The following is a 20,820-nucleotide window of genomic DNA, read 5'->3' as shown; positions in this document are numbered from 1 at the left end:
ATAAAATGTGTTATTTCCTTTTATAGATAAATTAGTACTTTGTACGAAAAATAATTTTAAACCTTTCCCAACCTTTATCGAGAAACTGCCCTCTATAGATAAAAAGCACTTTATGAAAAATATACTATTTGTTTTATTATTGATTTCTACCACAATATTTGCACAGCAAAACGACAAACAATGGGAAAAGGTAATTGATTTTGAAAATATTGGCAAAATAAAATCAGCAAATGAGATAGTTGATAAAATCTACAAAGATGCGGTTTCTGATAAAAATGAAGCAGAAATTATAAAATGCTTTTTTTATCAATCTAAATATTTGCAGGTTGTAGATGAAAATGCACAAACTAAAATTTTAAATAATCTTAAAACAGAAATAAACAGAGTTTCAATTCCTTCAAAAGCAATTTTGAATTTTGTTTATGCAAAATGCCTTAATGATTATTACAGCCAAAACAGTTATACTATTAACAAAAGAACAAATACAGAAACTCTCGATGCTGATTTTTTGACCTGGACAACAGCCAATTTCATGGATCAAATCAACCTGGCATTAAAACGAACTTTAGAAAATGAACAAATTTTAAAGAACACTCTTGTTATAAAATACGAACCTATTTTTGATTATTCGGCTTTAGAAAAAAGCACAGATCAAAATTTGTTTGATTATTTAATAAAAGAAAGCATTGCGATTTATAAAACAAGATCTCAACAGCATTATATTAATCAAACAGAATTTGATCCTTACAAAAAAGAAATTTTAGGAAATGCGACTGCATTTATAAAATTGAATTTTGATTTTGTTGCAAATGAAGATTTACGTTTGCTATTATCATTATACCAAAAACAAGAAACTGTCGAGCCAAATCAAGAAAATCAATTTGACCGTATGCAGTTTTTTAGAAATAGATCATTAATATCTGAAGATGATTATTTTTCGGCTTTAGTCAATCTTCAAAAAACAGTAAAAAACGAACTGCTGAATCAAAAAATTCAAATGGAAAAAGTTTTTATTTTAAGCAATCAGGCTTCAAAACAACTGAATCCAGATTATAACATTAAAGCAATTACCACTCTTGACAGTATTCTTAAAGTTATAAACAGATCAAATGCATATAAACTTGCTATTCAAAAAAAAGCAAATATTCTGTCTAAATCTTTATATGTACAGCTTCAAAAATATACTTATAATAATGAAAACACAAGGGCTTTTATTCGTTATAAAAATGTTGATCGTTTAAAAGTTTCTTTCTATAAAATCAATCATAAAGAACTTCTTGACTATAAAAAATCATATCATAAAAAAGATAGTTTAACAAACGCAATTATTATAAAAAAACAGGCTTTTGCTGTTAACGATTATTCCCTTCCAAACAAAAAAGACTATTTTCAATACACAACCGAAATACTTTTGCCTAACTTAAAAACAGGGTCATATTTAGTTTATTTTGAAAGTGATTCTGATTTAAAAGATACAAAAGCTTTTGCTTATGAAATCATTACTTCGTCAAACCTAAGTGTTTTGGGTTCTCAAGATAGTTATGATGAAAAATTTCAGGTTCTGGATCGAAAAACGGGAAAACCTATAGAAAATGCAACTATTAAATCAACAAACTTTAACATAAAAACAGCAAAAGACGGAATCGCCGTTTACAAACAAAAAAAACAAAATTCAGCATATGAAATGCTTGAATTGTTTACCGCAAACGATACTATTATAGTTCAAAAAAATTATCTCAATTACAATGCTCACTATTTAGATAAACAAGATGAAGATGCCAATTTTTCTGGAAAAGTAGAATTTTATCTTGACCGCGCCATTTATCGTCCGGGACAAACTGTTTATTATAAAGGAATTGCAATTCAAAAAAAGGGAAATAAAACAAGCGTTGTTCCACAGACTTCTTTTAAAATTCAGTTTGAAGATGCTAATTATAACACTATTAAAGAAATCGAAGTTACAACAAATGAATTTGGTTCTTTTTCGGGCGAATTTGTCCTTCCAAAAACAGGTTTAACGGGAAGATTCAGAATTAGTGCCGAAGAGCCTTCTGACGCAGAAAAAGATATTAATTACGATAAAGAAGAAGCAGATCATCCGTTTTGGGATCATGTAGATTTAGAAACTTCTGAAATCGATTTTAGAGTAGAAGAATACAAACGCCCAAAGTTTGAAGTTACGTTTGAACCTAAAAAAGAGACCTTTCAAGTCAACCAATCCATAAAAGTAAAAGGACTTGCAAAAGCATTTGCAGGAAGCACAATCTCTCATGCAAAAGTTACGTACACCGTAAGCAGATATACCAATTACATTAGAAGACATTATGGTCAGGTAGAAAATGAAACTTTGACTACCGGCGAAACTAAAACTGATGCAGAAGGAAAATTTGTAATTGATTTTGTTGCAACACCTTCTGAAGACAGTGATAAAGATAAACTGCCTGTTTTTAATTATCTTATTAAAGCTGAAGTCACTGATATAAATGGAGAAACACACGAAACACAGACAACTGTAAAAGTGGGTTATCATAATTTAGTTTTAGAAACAGATATTAAGTCTCAAATCGAAACCAAAGACAAAAATGAGATTACACTAAACAGCACGAATTTAAATGACGAATTTTTAGCTGCAAAAGGTGAACTTAAAATCTTTTTTGTAAGTCCGTTTTCAAGTAAATTCAAAAAAAGAGTCTGGCCAAAACCAGAGATTGATACTATTAGCAAAGCCAATTTTGAAAAATTATTTCCTTACGAAAAAAATAATGAAGAGTTTGATGATCTTGAGGAAATCTTGCTTTATTCTAAAAAAGTAGATACTGAAAAAGACAAAAAAATTGCCTTAGATTTTATCTCAAATTACAAATCCGGAAATTATAAAATCGTCTTTTCGGCAAAAGACAGCTTTAATAATGACATAGAATCTTCAACAGATTTTCAAATTATGCAAAGTAAAGACAAGTATCATTCCAGCACTTTATTTACAGAGAAACAAATAAATAAAGATCCTAAAAAGGATGGTTTTGTTTTATTAAAAATAACTTCGGTAATTCCTGAGCTTTATATTTCGACAGTAGGAAATTATAATAGTCAGATCTTTTTTGAAAAAACTATTCATTTAGAAAATAATGAAGCAACGCTAAAAATTCCATTAAAAAAGGAATTTGAAGAAGCTGTAAAATTAAGTTTCCAGAGTGTTTTTGAAAATGAAATCTTTGCCTCTGAAACAAATATTGCCCTAAAATCGACAGCTCCTAAATTAGAGTTTAATGTAGAAACATTTAGAAGCAAAATACAACCCGGAAGCAGCGAAAACTGGGCTTTTAAACTAAAATCAAACGGAACAAAAAAGGAGGCCGAAATTTTAGCCTCGATGTATGATAGTTCACTCGATCAGTTTACCAAAAAAGATTGGTATTTGCTGGCAATCAATAAGTACAACTATAACAATGGCAACACAAAATCGTCTTTGGGATTTGAGGAAACTTCATCTTATGTTATCAATTTAAATCAGCCATTAAATCGAATGGAACTTTTTAATGAAACTACTAAACTAATGTGGTTTGGATTCGATTTTAATAGCAGAAATACAAATATCCACCTTCAAAAAGAATATCAATTACAGCTTGCTAAAAAAGCAAAAAAACCGCTTAATACAAAATTGGTTTCTGGTGTTGTAACAGATATTTCCGGGCTTCCACTGCCAGGAGTTTCTATTGTAATTAAAGGAACCAAACGCATGACCCAAAGTGATTTTGATGGTTATTATGAAATAGAAGCTACAGGAACAGAAGAGCTTGTATTTAGTTATATTGGCTCCAAAAGCCAATCGATAATGGCCGAAAATAAAAAGATTATTGATGTTACTTTAACAAACGATTCCAGTCAATTAGAGTCAGTTGTTGTGACTGGATACGGTTTTAAGAAAGAAAAAAAATCACTTGCATACGCTACATCGACCATTAGCAGTGAAACTATTGAAGAAGATAATTATGTTTATAGTGCGCTGTCAGGAACAGTTGCTGGAGTACAGGTTACACAAACACCTTCAGATAAAATTGTTATTCGCGGCGCATCTTCAAATGATGCTGTAAATCCCTTATATATTATAGATGGAAAAATTGCCAGTGCACAAGCAGTGAGCAATTTAAATTCATCCGATGTTATTTCTATTAACGTTCTAAAAGAAAATGAAGCAGCAGCTCTTTATGGAAGCAAAGGCGCAAATGGCGCAATACTTATAACAACAAAAAATGCTTTAGAAGATTTGACTAAGGTACAAGCTAGAAAAAATTTATCTGAAACTGCTTTCTTTTTGCCTAATTTAAAAACGGATTCTAGCGGAAAAGTAAGTTTCAACTTTACGTCTCCAGAAGCATTAACGGCTTGGAAACTTCGCTTGTTTGCGCATAATAAAGATGCTGTATCGGGTTATTTACACAAAAGTGTTGTTACTCAAAAAGAATTGATGGTTTTACCGAATTTTCCTCGCTTTTTTAGAGAAAAAGATACGATTGTTATAAGTGCTAAAGTTTCAAATATTACAGCCGAAGCAAAAACCGGAATCGCCATTTTACAGTTTTTTGATGCTGTAACGATGCAGCCAATTGATGCTAAAATGCTAAACGAAAAAAATGTTAGAAATTTTACAATTCCGGCGTATGGAAATACTGTTGCAAACTGGACCATTACAATTCCAGAAGGCTTACAGGGAGTTCAATATAAAATTTTGGCAAAATCGGGTGATTTCTCTGATGGTGAAGAAAACATACTTCCGGTTCTAACTAATAATATACTCGTTACAGAAAGTATCCCTGTTTGGGTTCGAGACAATTCAACCAAGGAATATACGTTTGAGAATTTAAAAAATAACAATTCAACCACTTTAAAAAATCATCAATTTACGTTAGAATATACGTCAAATCCTACTTGGATTGCAATTCAGTCTTTACCGTATTTAATGGAATATGAACACGAATGTGCCGAACAAACATTTGCTCGTTATTATGCAAATGCTTTGGCATCTGAAATCATTTCAAGTAATCCTAAAATTGAAACTGTATTTGACGAATGGAGAAAGAACGGAAAATTAAACTCTAAATTAGAAGAAAACGAAGAATTGAAATCAATTATTTTGGCTGAAACACCTTGGTTAAATGATGCTCAAGACGAAGAAGAACAGAAAAAGAATACAGCTCTTTTATTTGATTTAGAAAAGATGAAAACTTCGCAAGAAGCTACTTTTAAAAAATTAAAACAAAAACAAAAAGATTCTGGAGGATTTGTCTGGTTTGATGGCGGAGAAGAAAGCCAATATATTACAAGGCATATTTTGGCAGGTTTAGGGCATTTGTCAAAATTGAGTACAACAGAGCAAAGTAAAGAAATTAATGAGATTACTAAAATCGGGGTTCAGTTTATGGATAATAGCTTTTTAGAAGAATACAGAATTACAAACCGATATTATAAAAACACCAAGAAGATTGCGTGGACAAGCACATTTACTAATTTGCATTATTTATACGCCAGAAGTTTTTATCTGGATAAATATCCATTATCTGATACTTTAAAAAAGGTTACCAAATTATATCTCGAAACAGCTAAAAAAGATTGGCTAAGTTATTCTATTTATGAAAAAGGATTGGCCGCTTTAACTTTAAATAGATTTGGAGAAAAAGAAACTGCCAAAAAAATTATTGAAAGTCTAAAAGAAACTGCATCAAACAACGAAGACTGGGGAATGTACTGGATTGCCAACCAATCAGGTTGGTATTGGTATCAGGCTCCAATAGAAACTCAGGCTTTATTAATTGAGGCTTTCGCCGAAGTAAGTAACGATACTAAATCTGTTGATGCAATGAAAGTCTGGCTATTAAAAAACAAACAAACCAAAAACTGGCCAACGACCAAATCTACAACCGAAGCTATTTATGCTTTATTATTGCAAGGAACAGATTGGCTTTCTGTAAAAGACAATACAATTATAAAATTGGGAGATGAAAAAATCATGACCAAAAAGCTGGCAGAAAATCAAAAAGAAGCTGAAACCGGTTATATCAAATTAAACTGGAAAGCTAAAGAAGTAAAGAAAGAAATGGCTTCTATCAGCATTCAGAATAAATCAAAAGTTCCGGGATTTGGCGGTATTTACTGGCAGTATTTTGAAGATTTAGATAAAATTAAAAACAATTCGGGAGCGGTTTTAACTGTTGCAAAAGAATTATATGTAAAGAAAAGCACTTCAAATGGTGATCAGCTGCAAAAAATAACGGCTGCAAACGAATTGAAAATAGGTGATTTAGTAACTGTAAGGTTAATTATAACTTCTAAAGAAGACACCGAATATATTCATTTAAAAGACATGCGCGCTTCTTGTTTTGAACCTCTAAATGTTCTTTCAGAATATAAATACTCAGATCGTTTAGGATATTATATGAGTACAAAGGATGCTGCAACACATTTCTTTTTTGACCGAATCAATAAAGGAACTTATGTTTTAGAATATGATATCCGCATAAATAACAGCGGCGAATTCTCAAACGGAATTACAACAATTCAAAGTATGTATGCTCCGGAATTTTCAAGTCATACGAAAGGAATCCGAGTAAAAGTTCAATAAAAATTTCAAAAAATAAATTCCAAATTCCAAAGAATGCCGGAAAAAACCATCCTAAAAACCCCGACAGGTTTTAAAAACCTGTCGGGGTTACTGAACCTGTATGTCAGGCTGAGCGAAGTCGAAGCCCTTTTTAGCGCTTCGACTTCGCTCAGCCTGACATTTTTTTTCAAAATTAAAAACAACAAAAAACCCGACAGATTTAAAATCTGTCGGGTTTACTTTTTAATGAAATTGAGATTATTTTGAAATCGTCAATTCGTCAATAATATTTTTAGCTCCGGCGTATTTATCAATAATCCAAAGTACGTAACGAATATCAACGTTAATAGTTCTTTGCAATTTAGGATCAAAAATTACGTCTCCGGCCATTGCTTCGATATTTCCATCAAAAGCAATTCCAATTAATTCTCCTTTTCCGTTTAAAACCGGTGAACCTGAGTTTCCTCCAGTAATATCATTATCCGTTAAGAAGTTTACCGGCATGTAACCTGCTTTATCTGCATATTGACCAAAATCTTTTGCTTTGTTTAATTCTAACAAACGATTTGGTAAATCAAATTCCTGATCTCCGGCTTTATACTTTTTCACCATGCTTTCCATAGTTGTATAATTGTTGATCGCCGCATCGTTACGAGGATCTGCAGGCAAAGCACGAACTTTTCCGTAAGTTAATCTCAAAGTAGAGTTTGCATCAGGATATTTAATCGCATTTAATTTTGACTCTCTTAAACCTTCAACCAATTCGCGGTAAGCAATTGCAAAACCATCATCTGCTTTTGCCTGATCATCTGTTTTAGCACGGTATTTTGTTAGTAAATCATTTGAAATAATATACAAAGGATCGTGTACAATTGCCAAAGGTTTTGGATCAGCCATAAATGCTAATACTTTTTCTTTAGTTGTAAAATAACTAATTTCAGTTGCTTTTGCTACATCAGCAGTAAAATCACCATTATTAGAAGTTTTCATTTTGGCAATTTCTGGAGCAAGTCCATATTCTGCAGCCTTAGAAGCGTATAAATTTAGTTGTGCTGTCAATACATCTTTTTCAAGCGGAGCATAAAAATTGCCATAGATATTGTCAATCATTGTGTTGATCTTAGGTAACATCTCCGCTCTTTTTGCTTCATTTTCTTTATAGTAGGCAATCAGTTCATTTCCTAAATTTGCAGGACCTGCAGCATAACTAGAAGTACGTAAAAGCTGCGTTAAGTAATTATCGTGACGTGCTTTTAAGTTTGTTTCTCTGTAATAATCGTTAATAGTAGGAATTACATTTTCATATTTTTCCTTATTAGCCGGCTTACTTGCCCACTCGTAAAATTTATCTTCCTGTTCTGATTTAGTATCTACCGTTCCAGCTTTTGTTAAAGCATCGATCATACCCTGACGGTTTTTCCAATAGTTTGCCGTAGAAGCATATTTAGAAGCATATTTCAAACGAACTGTTGCATCTGTATCCATATACTTTTTCATTACGTCCATTCCGGTTTTAGCACCTTCAACCCACGCAGGATAAGCATATTTTATATTCTGCTCAATTCCGCCTGCCGGCATCCAGCGATTTGTTCTTCCTGGATAACCCAAAATCATAGCAAAATCATTTTCTTTTACACCTTTAATACTTACAGGCAAATAATGTTTTGGCTGTAAAGGCACATTATCTTTAGAATAAGCCGCAGGATTTCCGTCTTTATCAGCATATACTCTAAACATAGAGAAATCCCCAGTTTGACGAGGCCACTCCCAGTTGTCAGTATCCCCGCCAAATTTACCAACACTTTCAGGAGGTGTTCCTACTAAACGAACATCTGTGTAATCTTGGTAAACGAAATAATAATATTCATTTCCTTGAAAGAAAGGACGAACAGAAACTGTATATTTCCCGTTTTCACTATTTTCTTTTTCAATTAAACTAATCTCTTGCTGAATGATTTTGTTTCTTTCAGTCTCCGTCATAGTATCATTTACTTTTGATAAAATTCTTTTAGAAACATCATCCATACGCACGAAGAAACGAACGTATAAAGATTTAGGTTTCATTTCGGCACTTTTATCCTTTGCCCAAAAACCATCTTTCAAATAGTTTTGTTCTGCAGTAGAAAGTTCTGCAATCGCATTATATCCGCAATGGTGGTTTGTTAAAACCAATCCGCTTTTAGAAACGATTTCAGCGGTACACCCACCATTAAACTGTACAATTGCATCTTTTAAACTATGGTGGTTAATACTATAAATTTCTTCGGCTGTTAATTGCAAGCCCATTTTCTCCATATCTCTATGGTTCAATCTTTCGATAAACATCAAGAACCACATTCCCTCATCAGCTCTTACAGGAAAAGCCATAAGGCACATGGTCAAGAATAAAACTATTTTTTTCATGTTATTTTGTTTAAGTACTGCGAATATAACTCATTTTCGCAAAAAAAATAAACATTCGATCTAAAAACAAAACATAATAAATAAATATGAAGATGATTTTGCGAAATTCATAATTTGATAAAAAAGGAAAATTATTAGAGTATAAAAAGATAAAAACTAGTTAAACTTATAAAATTCTAGATTTAATGAAATCATGATTTTAAATCTTAATAAAAATTGTAAAAATTAACTTTCTATTGAATATATTTTATTTAATCTATTTCTTACAAATAATATTTCCTTTAATTTGCCTTTTTAATTAAAAAAATAAAAATGAAAAAATTATTAGTAGCAGTTGTGCTTTTAGTAACAACTATGATGAGTGCACAAAAAGGGTCAATCTTACTTGGCGGAAATGTTGGGTTTGGTTCAGAAAAAATTGGAGATGATAAATATGAAAACTTTGAATTTTCTCCAAAAGTAGGATATCAATTTACTGACAACTGGACTTTAGGAGTTGAAGGTTCAATCCTGAACTACAAAGAATCTGGATCTAAAAGAGAAGAAGCATACAGAGTTGGTGTTTTTACTCGTTACTCAGTGCCCCTTTCTGATTTATTCTCTTTCTACACTGACTTTGGAGTTGGATACCAAGAAAGAACTATTGACAATACAAAAGGAGTTTATGCTAGTTTAACGCCAGCCTTATTTATTAACATGAAAAGAGGATTTGGTTTGAACTTTTCTATTGGGGGAATCAATTATGACAATCTTAGCGGAAAAGGAAATCCCAGAGAAGAACGTTTAGGTTTTAATTTTGGAAAAACTTTAAACATTGGAATTTCTAAAAACTTTGGACTATAATTTCACAGGATTTAAGTTAGAAAGTAAAATCCTTTATACTTTTTGTTTTTTCGCACAGAAAGTAAAAAACCCGACAATAGAAATTGTCGGGTTTTTATATTTATAATAAAACGATATTAATCGTTTAGCATTTTCCACAGCTTATCCTTCAAATCTGTCAAACCTTGTTGTGCAACAGATGAAATAAACATATACGGAATATCTTTAAAAGAAACATCTAACTCAGCTTTCAATTCAGCCTTAAGTTCATCATCCAGCATATCACATTTTGAGATCACCAAAAGACGTTCTTTGTCCAGCATTTCAGGATTATACTTCGTCAATTCATTTACCAAAATATCATATTCTGCTTTAATATCCGGTGTATCAACCGGAACTAAAAACAGTAAAGTTGAATTACGCTCAATATGACGTAAGAAATAATGCCCTAAACCTTTTCCTTCTGCAGCACCTTCAATAATTCCAGGAATATCAGCAATTACAAAAGACTGAAAATCTCTATAAGCTACAATTCCTAAATTTGGTTTTAAGGTTGTGAAAGGATAATCGGCAATTTTTGGTTTTGCTGAAGTTAATACAGATAATAATGTCGATTTTCCAGCATTAGGAAAACCAACCAATCCAACATCTGCCAGAACTTTAAGTTCCAGAATTACGTCCATTTCTAAACCCGGCAAACCAGGCTGTGCATAACGAGGTGTTTGGTTTGTTGAACTTCTAAAATGCCAGTTTCCTAAACCTCCCTTTCCTCCTTTTGCAAGAACTCTTTTTTCCCCGTCTTCTGTAATTTCAAAAAGTACTTCTCCGGTTTCCTTGTCTTTTACAACAGTTCCCAAGGGCACTTCAATAAATTTATCATCTCCATCTGCTCCTGTACTGCGGTCTCCTCCACCATCTCCACCATGTCCGGCTTTAATATGACGCGCAAACTTTAAATGAAATAATGTCCAGAGTCCTTTATTCCCCACTAAATACACATGTCCGCCTCGGCCTCCATCTCCACCGTCCGGGCCGCCTTTTTCAATAAATTTCTCTCTATGTAAATGCGTAGATCCTTTTCCTCCTTTTCCGGACGAAACATATATCTTAACGTAATCTACAAAATTTCCTTCTGTCATTTTTGTTTGTTTATGTGTAGTTTCAGGTTTCAGGTTTCAGGTTTCAGGTTTGCGCAACGCAATTAACCTGAAACTTGAAACTCTAAACTTGAAACAAATTTTCTCTACTCTTTAAGCGCTTTTACAAGTACTTTATCAATCTTTACGCCGTCCATGTCGACAACTTCTAAGATGAATTTTTGCCAAATTAGTTTTTCACCTTCTTTTGGAATATGCGAAAGCTCGGTCATAATCATTCCGCTTACGGTATTTACTTCGTAATCGTTTGTTAGTTCATCTAATTCGAAATACGTTAAGAAATCGTGTAATGAATAATGTCCGTCAACCAGCCATGATCCGTCTTCTCTTTCTATAAGCTGAAACTCATCTTTATAAAACTCGGATGCATCTCCAACTAAAGCTTCAAGAATGTCGTTCAATGTTATTAAACCTTGAAAAACACCATATTCATCTGAAACCAAAGCGTAATGAACACCCGTTTTTTTGAAATTTTCTAACGCTTTATAAGCTGTTGTCTGCTCCATTAAATAAGGCGCATCAGAAATTATAGAAGCAAAATCAAAATTATCATTTTCGATATTGGCGAATATATTTTTCAGCGTTACAACCCCAACAATATCATCGTAATTTTCATTATAAACCGGATAAACCGTATGCAGATCCTGAACTACTAATTCTTTTATTTTAGTTTTATCTGCATTTAACGGAAGCATATCTACCGATTTTCGGTGCGTCATTAACGAACTTACTTTTCTGTCTCCAATATGGAAAACACGCTCCACAATATCTTGTTCAATTTCCTGAACTTCTCCAACTTCTGTTCCTTCTTTGATGATTGCCTTTATTTCTTCTTCGGTTACTTTTCCGTCGGCTGTTGGTTTAATCTGCAAAACATTCAATAAAAAATCTGTCGACGATGTAAGCAGCCAAATAAAAGGTGCCGTAATAATCGAAACTACTTTCATTGGCATCGCAACCATTTTGGCAATCGATTCCGGATAATTTAATCCGATACGTTTTGGAAGTAATTCTCCTAAAACCAAAGAGAAAAACGTTAAAACTACAACCACAATTCCAACTGCAACGGAGTGGGCGTACGGTTTTAAAATTTCAAAACCGCTCACAAATGTTTCTACATCCATTGTGATTTTATCCCCACTGTAAATACCTGTCAAAATTCCGATTAAGGTAATTCCGATTTGTACAGTTGATAAAAATTTGTTTGGAGAATTCGCCAGATCCAGAGCAGTTTTGGCACTTTTGTTTCCTTTTTTTGCTGCTGTTTCCAGTCTATTTTTTCGTGCAGAAATCAATGCGATTTCTGACATCGAGAAAACTCCGTTTAATAGTATTAGAAAAAATATTATTAGTATTTCCATTTTTAAGTTTAAAGTTAAAAGTCAAAAGTTAAATGTTTTTCAGAACTTATTTCAAATTTCCTTCTAACATTTAACTTTTAACTTGAAACAGATTTTATTACAAATTATCTATAACTGACGTTAAGCGTTCTGTAATTTCTTCGATAGTTCCGATACCGTTTACGGCGTGAAACTTATTCTGCTCTTTATAATACCCGATTAATGGAGCTGTTTTTTCGTTGTATTCCTGATATCTCACACGAATTTTTTCTTCGTCCTGATCATCAGGTCTTCCGCTTGTTTTTCCTCTTTCAAGTAAACGTGCTACCAAAATTTCGTCATCAGCCTCTAATGCAATTGTTGCTGTTACGCTTGAACCAATTGTTGGTAAAAATTTATCTAATGCTTCAGCCTGATCGATTGTTCTTGGATAACCGTCGAACAAAAATCCTGCTGTATCAGGGTGTTTATTTACTTCATCAATTAACATTGCAGTTGTTACTTCGCAAGGAACTAATTCTCCATTGTCCATAAAAACTCTTGCTTTTTTACCTAGTTCAGTATCATTTTTTAAATTAAAACGAAAAATATCTCCTGTAGAAAGGTGTGTTAAATTGTATTTCTCTTTTAAAAATTCTGCCTGAGTTCCTTTTCCTGCTCCAGGCTTTCCAAATAAAACAATGTTAATCATAGTACGTTTGAGTTGTGTGACTTCTTATTTTTTGAAGAAGTTTAAAATGAATATATAGTTGTGTTTTGTTTAAAATTATTCTGCTAATTTATATACTTCGGTCAGGTTTCTGCCTAAACCATCGTAGTCTAATCCGTAACCGACAATAAATTTATTCGGAATTCTGATTCCAACATAATCTATTTTAATGTCTTTTTTATATGCTTCTGGTTTAAAGAACAAAGTAGCCACTTTAAAGTGTTTTACATTTTGTGCTTTAAATAAATGTTTTAATTCTTCGATTGTATTTCCTGTATCAATAATATCTTCGAGAATAACAACGCTTCTTCCAGACAAATCCTGATTGATTCCAATCAATTCTTTAACCGAATTTGTTGTTTCAGTTCCTTCATAAGAGGCCATTTTGATGAATGAAACCTCGCATGGTTTTTTATATTTTTTCAGGAAATCGGCAACCACCATAAATGCGCCATTCAAAACTCCAATAAAAATTGGAGTATCATCTCCAAAATCATCTTCTACCTGTGCTGCTAATTTGGTTAAAGCAAAATCAATTTCCTTAGCCGAAATAAACGGAACAAATTGTTTATCGTGAAGTTGTATCATTATTTTTAAATTTAAAATAATGGACAAAGATACAGAATTACAACCAATCTGCCCACATGAAAATAGAATCGAAAGATGACTTTTTTGTGAATGTTAAATATCAGTTAATAATTACAAAATCGTTCTTGCAGCTACTTTTTAATTTACTAAATTGTTGTTGAATAATCATTTAACTCCAAATATCAATGAAGAATTCCTTAACACTATTTTCTATATCATTATTAATTTTAATGACCGCCTGCAACGGACAAGTTAAAAAAGAAGAAAAAGAAGCATTGGCAAAACAACCTGGAAATGTTGTAAAAACTGCTGTTGGCAACATTACTCTACCTCCGCCGTATGCAACCGAATCTAAAACCAATAACAGCAAAATAATTGGATGGCCAAACGGAGTTACTCCAAAAGCACCGAAAGGTTTTGCAGTTACAAAATTTGCTGATGGTTTTGAAAACCCACGCTGGACCTATATCGCACCAAACCAGGATATTTTTGTGGTAGAAAGCGGAACACGCGCCAGTAAAAATCAAATCACAGTTTTGCGCGACAAAGACAAAGACGGAAAATTTGAAACCCGCGAAGTTTTCATCAAAAACTTAAATAAACCTTTTGGAATGTTAGTTTTAAAGGACTTTTTCTACATAGCAAATACCGACGGACTATATCGTTATCCATATAAAAACAATCCATTAAAATTAGAAACAAAAGGCGAAAAAATTCTTGAACTTCCTGCCGGAGGTTACAATAATCACTGGACCAGAAATTTATTAGCAAGCCCTGACGGGAGTAAAATATACGTTTCTGTAGGCTCAGGAAGTAATAATGCTGAACATGGTGTTGACAAAGAAGTCCGTCGTGCCGGAATTCTTGAGATTAATCCTGATGGAACTGGCGAAAAAATCTACGCTTCGGGGCTTAGAAATCCTGTTGGAATGGACTGGAATCCCGTTAATAAAGAACTTTGGACCACTGTAAATGAACGTGATGATTTGGGTGATGATTTGGTACCTGATTATATCACGAGTGTAAAAAAAGAGGGGTTTTACGGATGGCCATATTCGTATTTTGGAAGCATTCCTGACCCAAGAATGAAAGGCGAGAGAAAAGATTTGGTCGAGAAAGCAATTGTTCCTGATGTTCCCGTTGGCGCTCATACTGCTTCGTTAGGATTGGCTTTTTACACTAAAGATGCTTTCCCTGCGAAATATAAAAATGGGGCTTTCGTTGGGCAGCATGGCTCGTGGAATCGTTCTAAAATTTCAGGTTACAAAGTGCTTTTTGTTCCTTTTAAAGATGGAAAACCTTCAGGAAAACCGGAAGATTTTTTAACCGGATTTATTTCTGATGAAAATAAAGCTGAAGTTTACGGACGTCCGGTTGCCGTGACCGTTATGAACGACGGATCACTTTTAGTAAATGATGACAGCGGGAATACAATTTGGAAGGTTACAGCTAAATAAAATTTCAATTTTATCTGATAGATATCGGCACAAATTCCAATTCTGTACAGATAATTTAAACATATAGAAACATAGATTTTATATTTTATTAAAAGCGAAACACCTTTTTTGCCTCCATGAATCCTATGTTTCTATGTGTTTTAAAAAACTACGTCTTTAATTCAAATCATTTATGATCTTAAAAAAATATTGTCTTTTTCTTTTTATGCTTTTTATTTTTCAAAACATTGAAGCTCAAAAAAAAGAAGGCAAAAATATTGACTCTCTAAAAACTGAAAAACTGAAAGAAGTTGTCATCAGCCCGCTTCATATTGATAACAATTTATTAAATACTCCGGCTTCGATTGGAATCCTTTCGAAAAAAGATTTACTGCAAAATAACACCACAGATATTACAACGGTATTGAACACCATTCCGGGTGTTTTTATGCAGTCTTCTAATTTTACTACAACAAGAATTTCGATTCGTGGTATTGGCGCGAGAACAACTTATGGGACTAATAAAATCAGGGCTTTTTATGGCAGTATTCCGCTGACTTCCGGAAACAGCGAAACGGTTATTGACGATATTGATCTGGAAAACCTCAACCAGATTGAAATTATTAAAGGGCCTCTTTCGAGTGTTTATGGCGCTGGTTTAGGCGGTGCTATTTTAATTTCACCTCAGCTTTCTAAAAACGGAAATCAAACTGCAGGCATAAGTTCAGTTTTTGGTTCTTATGGATTATTGAAAAACAGTTTGAATTTTGGTTTAGATGAAAAAAACGGAAGCTTAAACATTAGTTATCATAATTTAAAAACTGACGGCTGGCGAGAAAATAGTGCTTACAAACGAGAAGGAATTACGCTTGCAGGAGAATTATTTCGAAAGAAAAACAGCAAATTGACTTACTTTTCAAATTATACTTATTTAAAAGCTTTTATCCCGAGTTCGATTAATAAAAACGCTTTTGAAAATAATCCGGAATCTGGTGCGCCAACCTGGGTTGCTTCTAAGGGATATAAAGAATACAAATCGACTTTGGGCGGAATTGCTTATGATTTTTCAATTAATGAAAATTTAAAAAACTCAACTTCAGTTTTCATCAATTATAAAGACAGCAACGAACCGAGGCCTTTTGATATTTTGCGTCAATATACTTTTGCAACGGGTGCAAGAACGCAATTCGCCGGAAATTTTAAAATTGGAAAAACACAAAATAACTTCATTGCCGGAATTGAATATTTTACGGATACTTATAAAGGTAATACTTTCGAAAACCTATATCAGCAAAATAATGGCTTAGGAAGTTTACAAGGTGATCAGCTTACAGAAACGGGTCAAAAAAGACATTTCTATAATATCTTTTCTCAACTTAGAACATTACTTTCAGAACAATTTGAAATTCAGGCAGGTTTAAATTATAATAAAACAAAATTCAGTCTAGATAATTATACCCAAAATACAAATCAGGAATATAGTTATGACGGTATTTTTTCACCGCAATTGTCTTTATTATTTAAACCAAATTTGCAGCAGACTGTTTATTTTTCTGTTAGCCGAGGATTTTCGTTACCAGCGACAGAAGAAACTCTTACAAGCGAAGGCACAATCAATACCAATATAAAACCTGAAAATGGTTATAATTTTGAAGTTGGTGGAAAGTTCTATTTCTTCAATAAAAAACTTTATACAGAAATTGCAGTTTACCGAATGGAAATTAAAGATTTATTAGTTGCTAAAAGAGTTGGCGATGATCAATATGTGGGTTTAAATGCCGGAAAAACATTTCATGAAGGAATCGAAATTACATTAAATCACAATTGGCCAATTAATAATTTCTTTTCTCTGAATTCCTATTTAGCCGGATCTTTAGGAAATTATGAGTTTAAAGAATTTATCGATAATGGAAATGATTATTCTGGGAATAAATTAACCGGAGTTGCGGCAAACAAAGTCAACGCCGGAATTACTTTAAACACCAATCTTGGAATTTATTTCAATGCCGATTATCAATTCGTGGATGAAATCCCGATGAATGATGCCAATACTGCTTTTTCTAATTCTTATAATCTTATCAATTTAAAAACAGGTTATCGATTGGAGGTTCTGCAAGGTTTGACCTCCCATTTTGCTGTTGGAATAAATAATGTAACAAATACAAAATACGCATCACTAATACTGCCAAATGCTGTTGCGGCTGGAAACGCGACACCCCGCTATTATTATCCCGGACTTCCTATAAATTATTACGGAACTATCTCATTAAATTATTTATTTTAGATGCTTGAAATCACCCCCAAACCTAAAAAAATGCTTTCTGTATTACACGAAAAACTGGATTATGTAAGTGCTTATCGGGAAAACCGGTTAAAGTGCGCGCAAGACATTCTTGAAAACCCATCTTTATTTGAAGAATTAGTTTCGATTTGCTTTTCGCCCGAAAACAAAAACAATCATAAAGCCTGCTGGATTCTTGAATTTGTATCGTACGAAGAACTAATCTGGCTCCAGCCCCACCTTGATTTTTTCTGTTCTAATTTGAAAGTTCTGAAAGATGAAAGTGCACTTAGGCCAATTGCAAAAGTGGTACAGCTTTTAGTAAAATCACATTTTAAAAAAGACGAAAACAGCATTTCTTTATCCGAAGAAAATCTTCAGTATTGTATTGAAGCTAGTTTCGATTGGCTTATAAATGATGTAAAAGTAGCGACAAAAGCCTATTCTATAAGAACCTTATATGTCTTGGGAAATTATTACGACTGGATTCATCCTGAGCTTCAAGTTATTTTAAATAAAGATTACGGAGATCATTCCGCAGCATACAAAGCCGTTGCGCGCGAAGTTCTGAAGAAAATCGAGAAATAATTTTTCAGCCACGAATTCACGAATTATTTTTGATTCTGACTTACGTTTTGCTAACTGAGAATTTTATTATAGATAAAGAAAAAAATAATTCGTGAATTCGTGGCTAACAAAAAACTAGTAGTCAACGAAATTTTGGCTGAAAAAAGATTAAAAGGTATCTTTGCAAAAACACAACACAAAATGAATTATTTTTCTTCTGATTTTAAATTAGGAATATTAGGCGGCGGACAATTAGGCAAAATGCTTTTGTTCGACACCAGAAAATTTGACATACAAACTTATGTTTTAGATCCGAGTGACGAAGCGCCGAGTAAAATTGCCTGCAATAAATTCTTTCAGGGTGATTTAATGGATTATGAAACGGTTTATAATTTCGGGAAACAAGTCGATGTTTTGACTTTTGAAATCGAATTGGTAAACCTTGAAGCTTTAACACAATTAGAAAACGAAGGCTTAAAAGTATATCCATCACCAAAGACTTTAAAAGGAATTCAAAATAAAGGAACTCAAAAAGATTTTTATACCGAAAGTAATATCCCAACTGCTGCTTATTTACGTTTTGAAAGTCCAACACATTTGCAAAAATCAGTTGGAAATAATGAAATCACCATTCCGTTTGTTTGGAAATGCACTGAGTTTGGTTACGACGGAAATGGCGTAAAAGTGATCCGCCAGATTTCTGATATGGACGATTTACCAAATGTAGAATGTATTGCAGAAACAATGGTTCCTTTCAAAAATGAATTAGCGGTAATTGTGGTAAGAAATCCATCAGGAGAAATTAAAACGTATCCAGTTGTAGAAATGGAATTTCACCCCGAAGCAAATCAGGTTGAATACGTAATCTGCCCTGCAAGAATCGATGAAAAAGTGGCAGAAAAAGCCAGAGCAATTGCTTTGAATGTTTCAGAAAAATTCAATCATGTTGGGCTTTTGGCTGTGGAAATGTTCCAAACTCATGAAGATGAGATTTTGGTTAATGAAGTCGCTCCTCGTCCACACAATTCAGGACATTATTCTATTGAAGCCAGTTATACTTCACAATTCGAAAATCATTTACGCGCTATTTTAGATCTTCCGTTAGGAAATACAGACAGTAAAGTTGCCGGAATTATGGTAAATTTAGTTGGTGCCGAAGGGTTTTCTGGAGATGTAGTATATGAAAATATCGAAACTATTTTAGGATGGGACGGAGTTACGCCGCATATCTACGGTAAAAAACAAACTCGTCCGTTTAGAAAAATGGGCCACGTTACGATCGTAAATGAAAACATGGTTGAAGCAAGAAGAATTGCTGAGAAAGTTAAGAATACTATTAAAGTGATCAGTGGTCAATAATCAGTGACAAGTCGCAGTTTTCAGTATTCAGTTAAAACTAAACAAACAGAGTTTACAGTTTCCAACAACTTGAAACTTGAAACCTGAAACTTGAAACAAAACAAACAAAAAACAAATGAGCAAAGTAGCCATTATAATGGGAAGCATCTCAGACATGCCAGTCATGCAGGATGCCATCGACATATTAAAACAATTTAATGTAGAAGTTGAAGTAGATATCGTTTCGGCACACAGAACGCCGGAAAAATTATTCGATTTTAGTAAAAATGCACATACACGCGGAATTTCGGTAATTATTGCCGGTGCGGGCGGTGCAGCGCATTTACCAGGAATGGTGGCTTCTATGTCGCCTCTTCCTGTAATTGGAGTTCCTGTAAAATCAAGTAATTCTATTGATGGATGGGATTCGGTTTTATCGATTCTTCAAATGCCAGGCGGCGTTCCTGTTGCAACTGTGGCTTTGAACGGAGCAAAAAATGCTGGAATTTTAGCGGCACAAATTATTGGAAGTCACGATAAAAAAGTTTTAGACACTATTATTTCTTATAAAGAAGAATTGAAAGCTGCAGTTAATAAAGCGGCTGAAGGTTTGAAAAAATAGAATTATTCCGCAGAGTTACACAAAGAAAAACGCAGAGATTCGCTAAGATTTTTATATTATTATAGAAACTTTGCGAATCTCTGTGCTTTTTTTGCGAGTCTCAGTGAAACAAAAAATTTATAAATTATACTTCATCTTCAACTTCCTCCAAAATAGATTCAAATTCAGATGCTGTTACATCATCCTTATTTATCCAATTCTCTGAAGTAACGAGGTTATAATTTATGTCATCCTCTGTGGTCAATTCCCAGATAATACTTTCTGCTTCCGGAAACGGAATATTCTGAGACATTTGATTTTCAAATAATCTTTTAATAAGATTTCTGTCAGACAAACCATTGTTCAATAATTTCAGAATATTTTCGGCGGTTAACTTTTGTGTTTCGCCATCGGTTGGTGTCATTGAAAAGTGAACTACAGAAGCTTTTGCATTTGGAAATTTCCCATTGTATGCTTTAAAAAGCAATTGATTGACATGGAACAAAGTTCCTTGCATGTGTATTTCCGGATATTCCTCACAAACTTTATCAATTAACATATTGTTCGAAATCTGCTCGATTTGACCCTCGGTTAATTCCTCTCCCAATTTATATTCTAAAACAATCTGTGCCGCTTCATTAGGTTCATAATCAGAAATTGCCATTTCTAATAATTCAGGCAGACTGCTTTTTTCAGCGGTCGCTCCATCCGGATAGTTGAATTTTTCTAATAATTGAATAAAATCTTCATCTGACCAATACCCTTCAACTTCATTAACCGTATCAATATTCTTTATTACAACTTGATAATTCATCATTTTTTATTTTTAATTATGATTAGTATTTTATAATTCTAATCTTTTTTTCAATTTACGCTTTTAAAACCAAGGAAGGGAATAAATAACATATCTATAACACAATTTAAGAGGATTTTATGCTCACAATCGATTTTATATAGATGATTAGATTTCTATAAAGTATTAT

The 20,820-nt window shown here is 33.1% G+C and carries 13 protein-coding genes; 7 read left to right on the top strand and 6 right to left on the bottom strand.

The features are described from left to right. Window positions 1–112: 112 nt before the first annotated feature. A complete protein-coding gene (locus ASD98_RS03915; RefSeq protein WP_056200506.1) occupies window positions 113–6,616 on the top strand; it encodes an MG2 domain-containing protein in 6,504 nt (2,167 codons plus the stop codon). A gap of 237 nt (window positions 6,617–6,853) precedes the next feature. Here ASD98_RS03915 and ASD98_RS03905 read toward each other — a convergent pair whose 3' ends face one another. After that, entirely contained in the window at window positions 6,854–8,998 is a 2,145-nt protein-coding gene (locus ASD98_RS03905; protein ID WP_056200500.1) for a S46 family peptidase, read from the bottom strand. Between the two features lie 312 nt (window positions 8,999–9,310). Here ASD98_RS03905 and ASD98_RS03900 point away from each other — a divergent pair, with 312 nt between their 5' ends. Then, window positions 9,311–9,841, top strand: a complete 531-nt coding sequence (locus ASD98_RS03900) for an outer membrane beta-barrel protein (RefSeq protein ID WP_056200498.1) — start codon at window positions 9,311–9,313, stop codon at window positions 9,839–9,841. A gap of 116 nt (window positions 9,842–9,957) precedes the next feature. Here the strand turns inward: ASD98_RS03900 and obgE are convergent, their stop codons facing one another. The 4 genes from obgE to hpt all read right to left on the bottom strand — a co-directional run bounded on the left by obgE (window position 9,958) and on the right by hpt (window position 13,614). Further along, window positions 9,958–10,959, bottom strand: a complete 1,002-nt coding sequence (gene obgE / locus ASD98_RS03895) for a GTPase ObgE (protein WP_056200495.1) — start codon at window positions 10,957–10,959, stop codon at window positions 9,958–9,960. 104 nt (window positions 10,960–11,063) lie between these two features. After that, the gene (locus tag ASD98_RS03890; RefSeq protein ID WP_082577784.1) at window positions 11,064–12,338 is read right to left on the bottom strand and encodes a hemolysin family protein; all 1,275 of its coding nucleotides are present in this window, start codon (window positions 12,336–12,338) and stop codon (window positions 11,064–11,066) included. Between the two features lie 97 nt (window positions 12,339–12,435). Continuing rightward, on the bottom strand, window positions 12,436–13,008 hold the full coding sequence (locus tag ASD98_RS03885; protein ID WP_056200491.1) for an adenylate kinase: 573 nt from the start codon (window positions 13,006–13,008) through the stop codon (window positions 12,436–12,438). A gap of 75 nt (window positions 13,009–13,083) precedes the next feature. Then, window positions 13,084–13,614 (bottom strand): hypoxanthine phosphoribosyltransferase, encoded by a 531-nt coding sequence (hpt, locus tag ASD98_RS03880; RefSeq protein ID WP_056200488.1) that lies wholly within the window; start codon window positions 13,612–13,614, stop codon window positions 13,084–13,086. Window positions 13,615–13,799: 185 nt separating this feature from the next. Between hpt and ASD98_RS03875 the strand changes: the two genes are divergently transcribed. The 5 genes from ASD98_RS03875 (at window position 13,800) to purE (ending at window position 19,858) form a co-directional block, all read left to right on the top strand. Beyond that, window positions 13,800–15,071, top strand: coding sequence for a sorbosone dehydrogenase family protein (locus ASD98_RS03875; protein WP_056200485.1), 1,272 nt, complete (start codon window positions 13,800–13,802; stop codon window positions 15,069–15,071). Window positions 15,072–15,243: 172 nt separating this feature from the next. Then, window positions 15,244–17,334 carry a TonB-dependent receptor gene (locus ASD98_RS03870; protein WP_056200483.1) on the top strand — a complete coding sequence of 697 codons (2,091 nt, stop codon included), beginning with the start codon at window positions 15,244–15,246 and terminating at the stop codon, window positions 17,332–17,334. A gap of 30 nt (window positions 17,335–17,364) precedes the next feature. Continuing rightward, window positions 17,365–17,919: a hypothetical protein gene (locus ASD98_RS03865; protein WP_056203171.1), complete on the top strand. Its 555-nt coding sequence runs from the start codon at window positions 17,365–17,367 to the stop codon at window positions 17,917–17,919. Window positions 17,920–18,099: 180 nt separating this feature from the next. Continuing rightward, window positions 18,100–19,257: a 5-(carboxyamino)imidazole ribonucleotide synthase gene (locus ASD98_RS03860; RefSeq protein WP_056203168.1), complete on the top strand. Its 1,158-nt coding sequence runs from the start codon at window positions 18,100–18,102 to the stop codon at window positions 19,255–19,257. Window positions 19,258–19,372: 115 nt separating this feature from the next. After that, entirely contained in the window at window positions 19,373–19,858 is a 486-nt protein-coding gene (gene purE / locus ASD98_RS03855) for a 5-(carboxyamino)imidazole ribonucleotide mutase (RefSeq protein ID WP_012022518.1), read from the top strand. Between the two features lie 124 nt (window positions 19,859–19,982). Here purE and ASD98_RS03850 read toward each other — a convergent pair whose 3' ends face one another. Then, entirely contained in the window at window positions 19,983–20,654 is a 672-nt protein-coding gene (locus ASD98_RS03850) for a hypothetical protein (RefSeq protein WP_242412071.1), read from the bottom strand. Between the last annotated feature and the right edge of the window lie 166 nt (window positions 20,655–20,820).

Source organism: Flavobacterium sp. Root186 (assembly GCF_001428525.1).
Lineage (GTDB): Bacteria > Bacteroidota > Bacteroidia > Flavobacteriales > Flavobacteriaceae > Flavobacterium.
Note: the sequence above shows the minus strand (reverse complement) of the source record. Positions and strands in the feature narration are given on the sequence as shown.

Excerpts from the sequence above, each read along its gene's own strand:
- ASD98_RS03875 (WP_056200485.1), top strand. The coding sequence starts at position 13,800 with ATGAAGAATTCCTTAACACTATTTTCTATATCATTATTAATTTTAATG.
- ASD98_RS03905 (WP_056200500.1), bottom strand. The coding sequence starts at position 8,998 with ATGAAAAAAATAGTTTTATTCTTGACCATGTGCCTTATGGCTTTTCCT.
- ASD98_RS03900 (WP_056200498.1), top strand. The coding sequence starts at position 9,311 with ATGAAAAAATTATTAGTAGCAGTTGTGCTTTTAGTAACAACTATGATG.
- ASD98_RS03870 (WP_056200483.1), top strand. The coding sequence starts at position 15,244 with ATGATCTTAAAAAAATATTGTCTTTTTCTTTTTATGCTTTTTATTTTT.
- hpt (WP_056200488.1), bottom strand. The coding sequence starts at position 13,614 with ATGATACAACTTCACGATAAACAATTTGTTCCGTTTATTTCGGCTAAG.
- ASD98_RS03915 (WP_056200506.1), top strand. The coding sequence starts at position 113 with ATGAAAAATATACTATTTGTTTTATTATTGATTTCTACCACAATATTT.
- ASD98_RS03860 (WP_056203168.1), top strand. The coding sequence starts at position 18,100 with ATGAATTATTTTTCTTCTGATTTTAAATTAGGAATATTAGGCGGCGGA.
- ASD98_RS03890 (WP_082577784.1), bottom strand. The coding sequence starts at position 12,338 with ATGGAAATACTAATAATATTTTTTCTAATACTATTAAACGGAGTTTTC.
- ASD98_RS03865 (WP_056203171.1), top strand. The coding sequence starts at position 17,365 with ATGCTTTCTGTATTACACGAAAAACTGGATTATGTAAGTGCTTATCGG.
- ASD98_RS03885 (WP_056200491.1), bottom strand. The coding sequence starts at position 13,008 with ATGATTAACATTGTTTTATTTGGAAAGCCTGGAGCAGGAAAAGGAACT.
- purE (WP_012022518.1), top strand. The coding sequence starts at position 19,373 with ATGAGCAAAGTAGCCATTATAATGGGAAGCATCTCAGACATGCCAGTC.
- ASD98_RS03850 (WP_242412071.1), bottom strand. The coding sequence starts at position 20,654 with ATGATGAATTATCAAGTTGTAATAAAGAATATTGATACGGTTAATGAA.
- obgE (WP_056200495.1), bottom strand. The coding sequence starts at position 10,959 with ATGACAGAAGGAAATTTTGTAGATTACGTTAAGATATATGTTTCGTCC.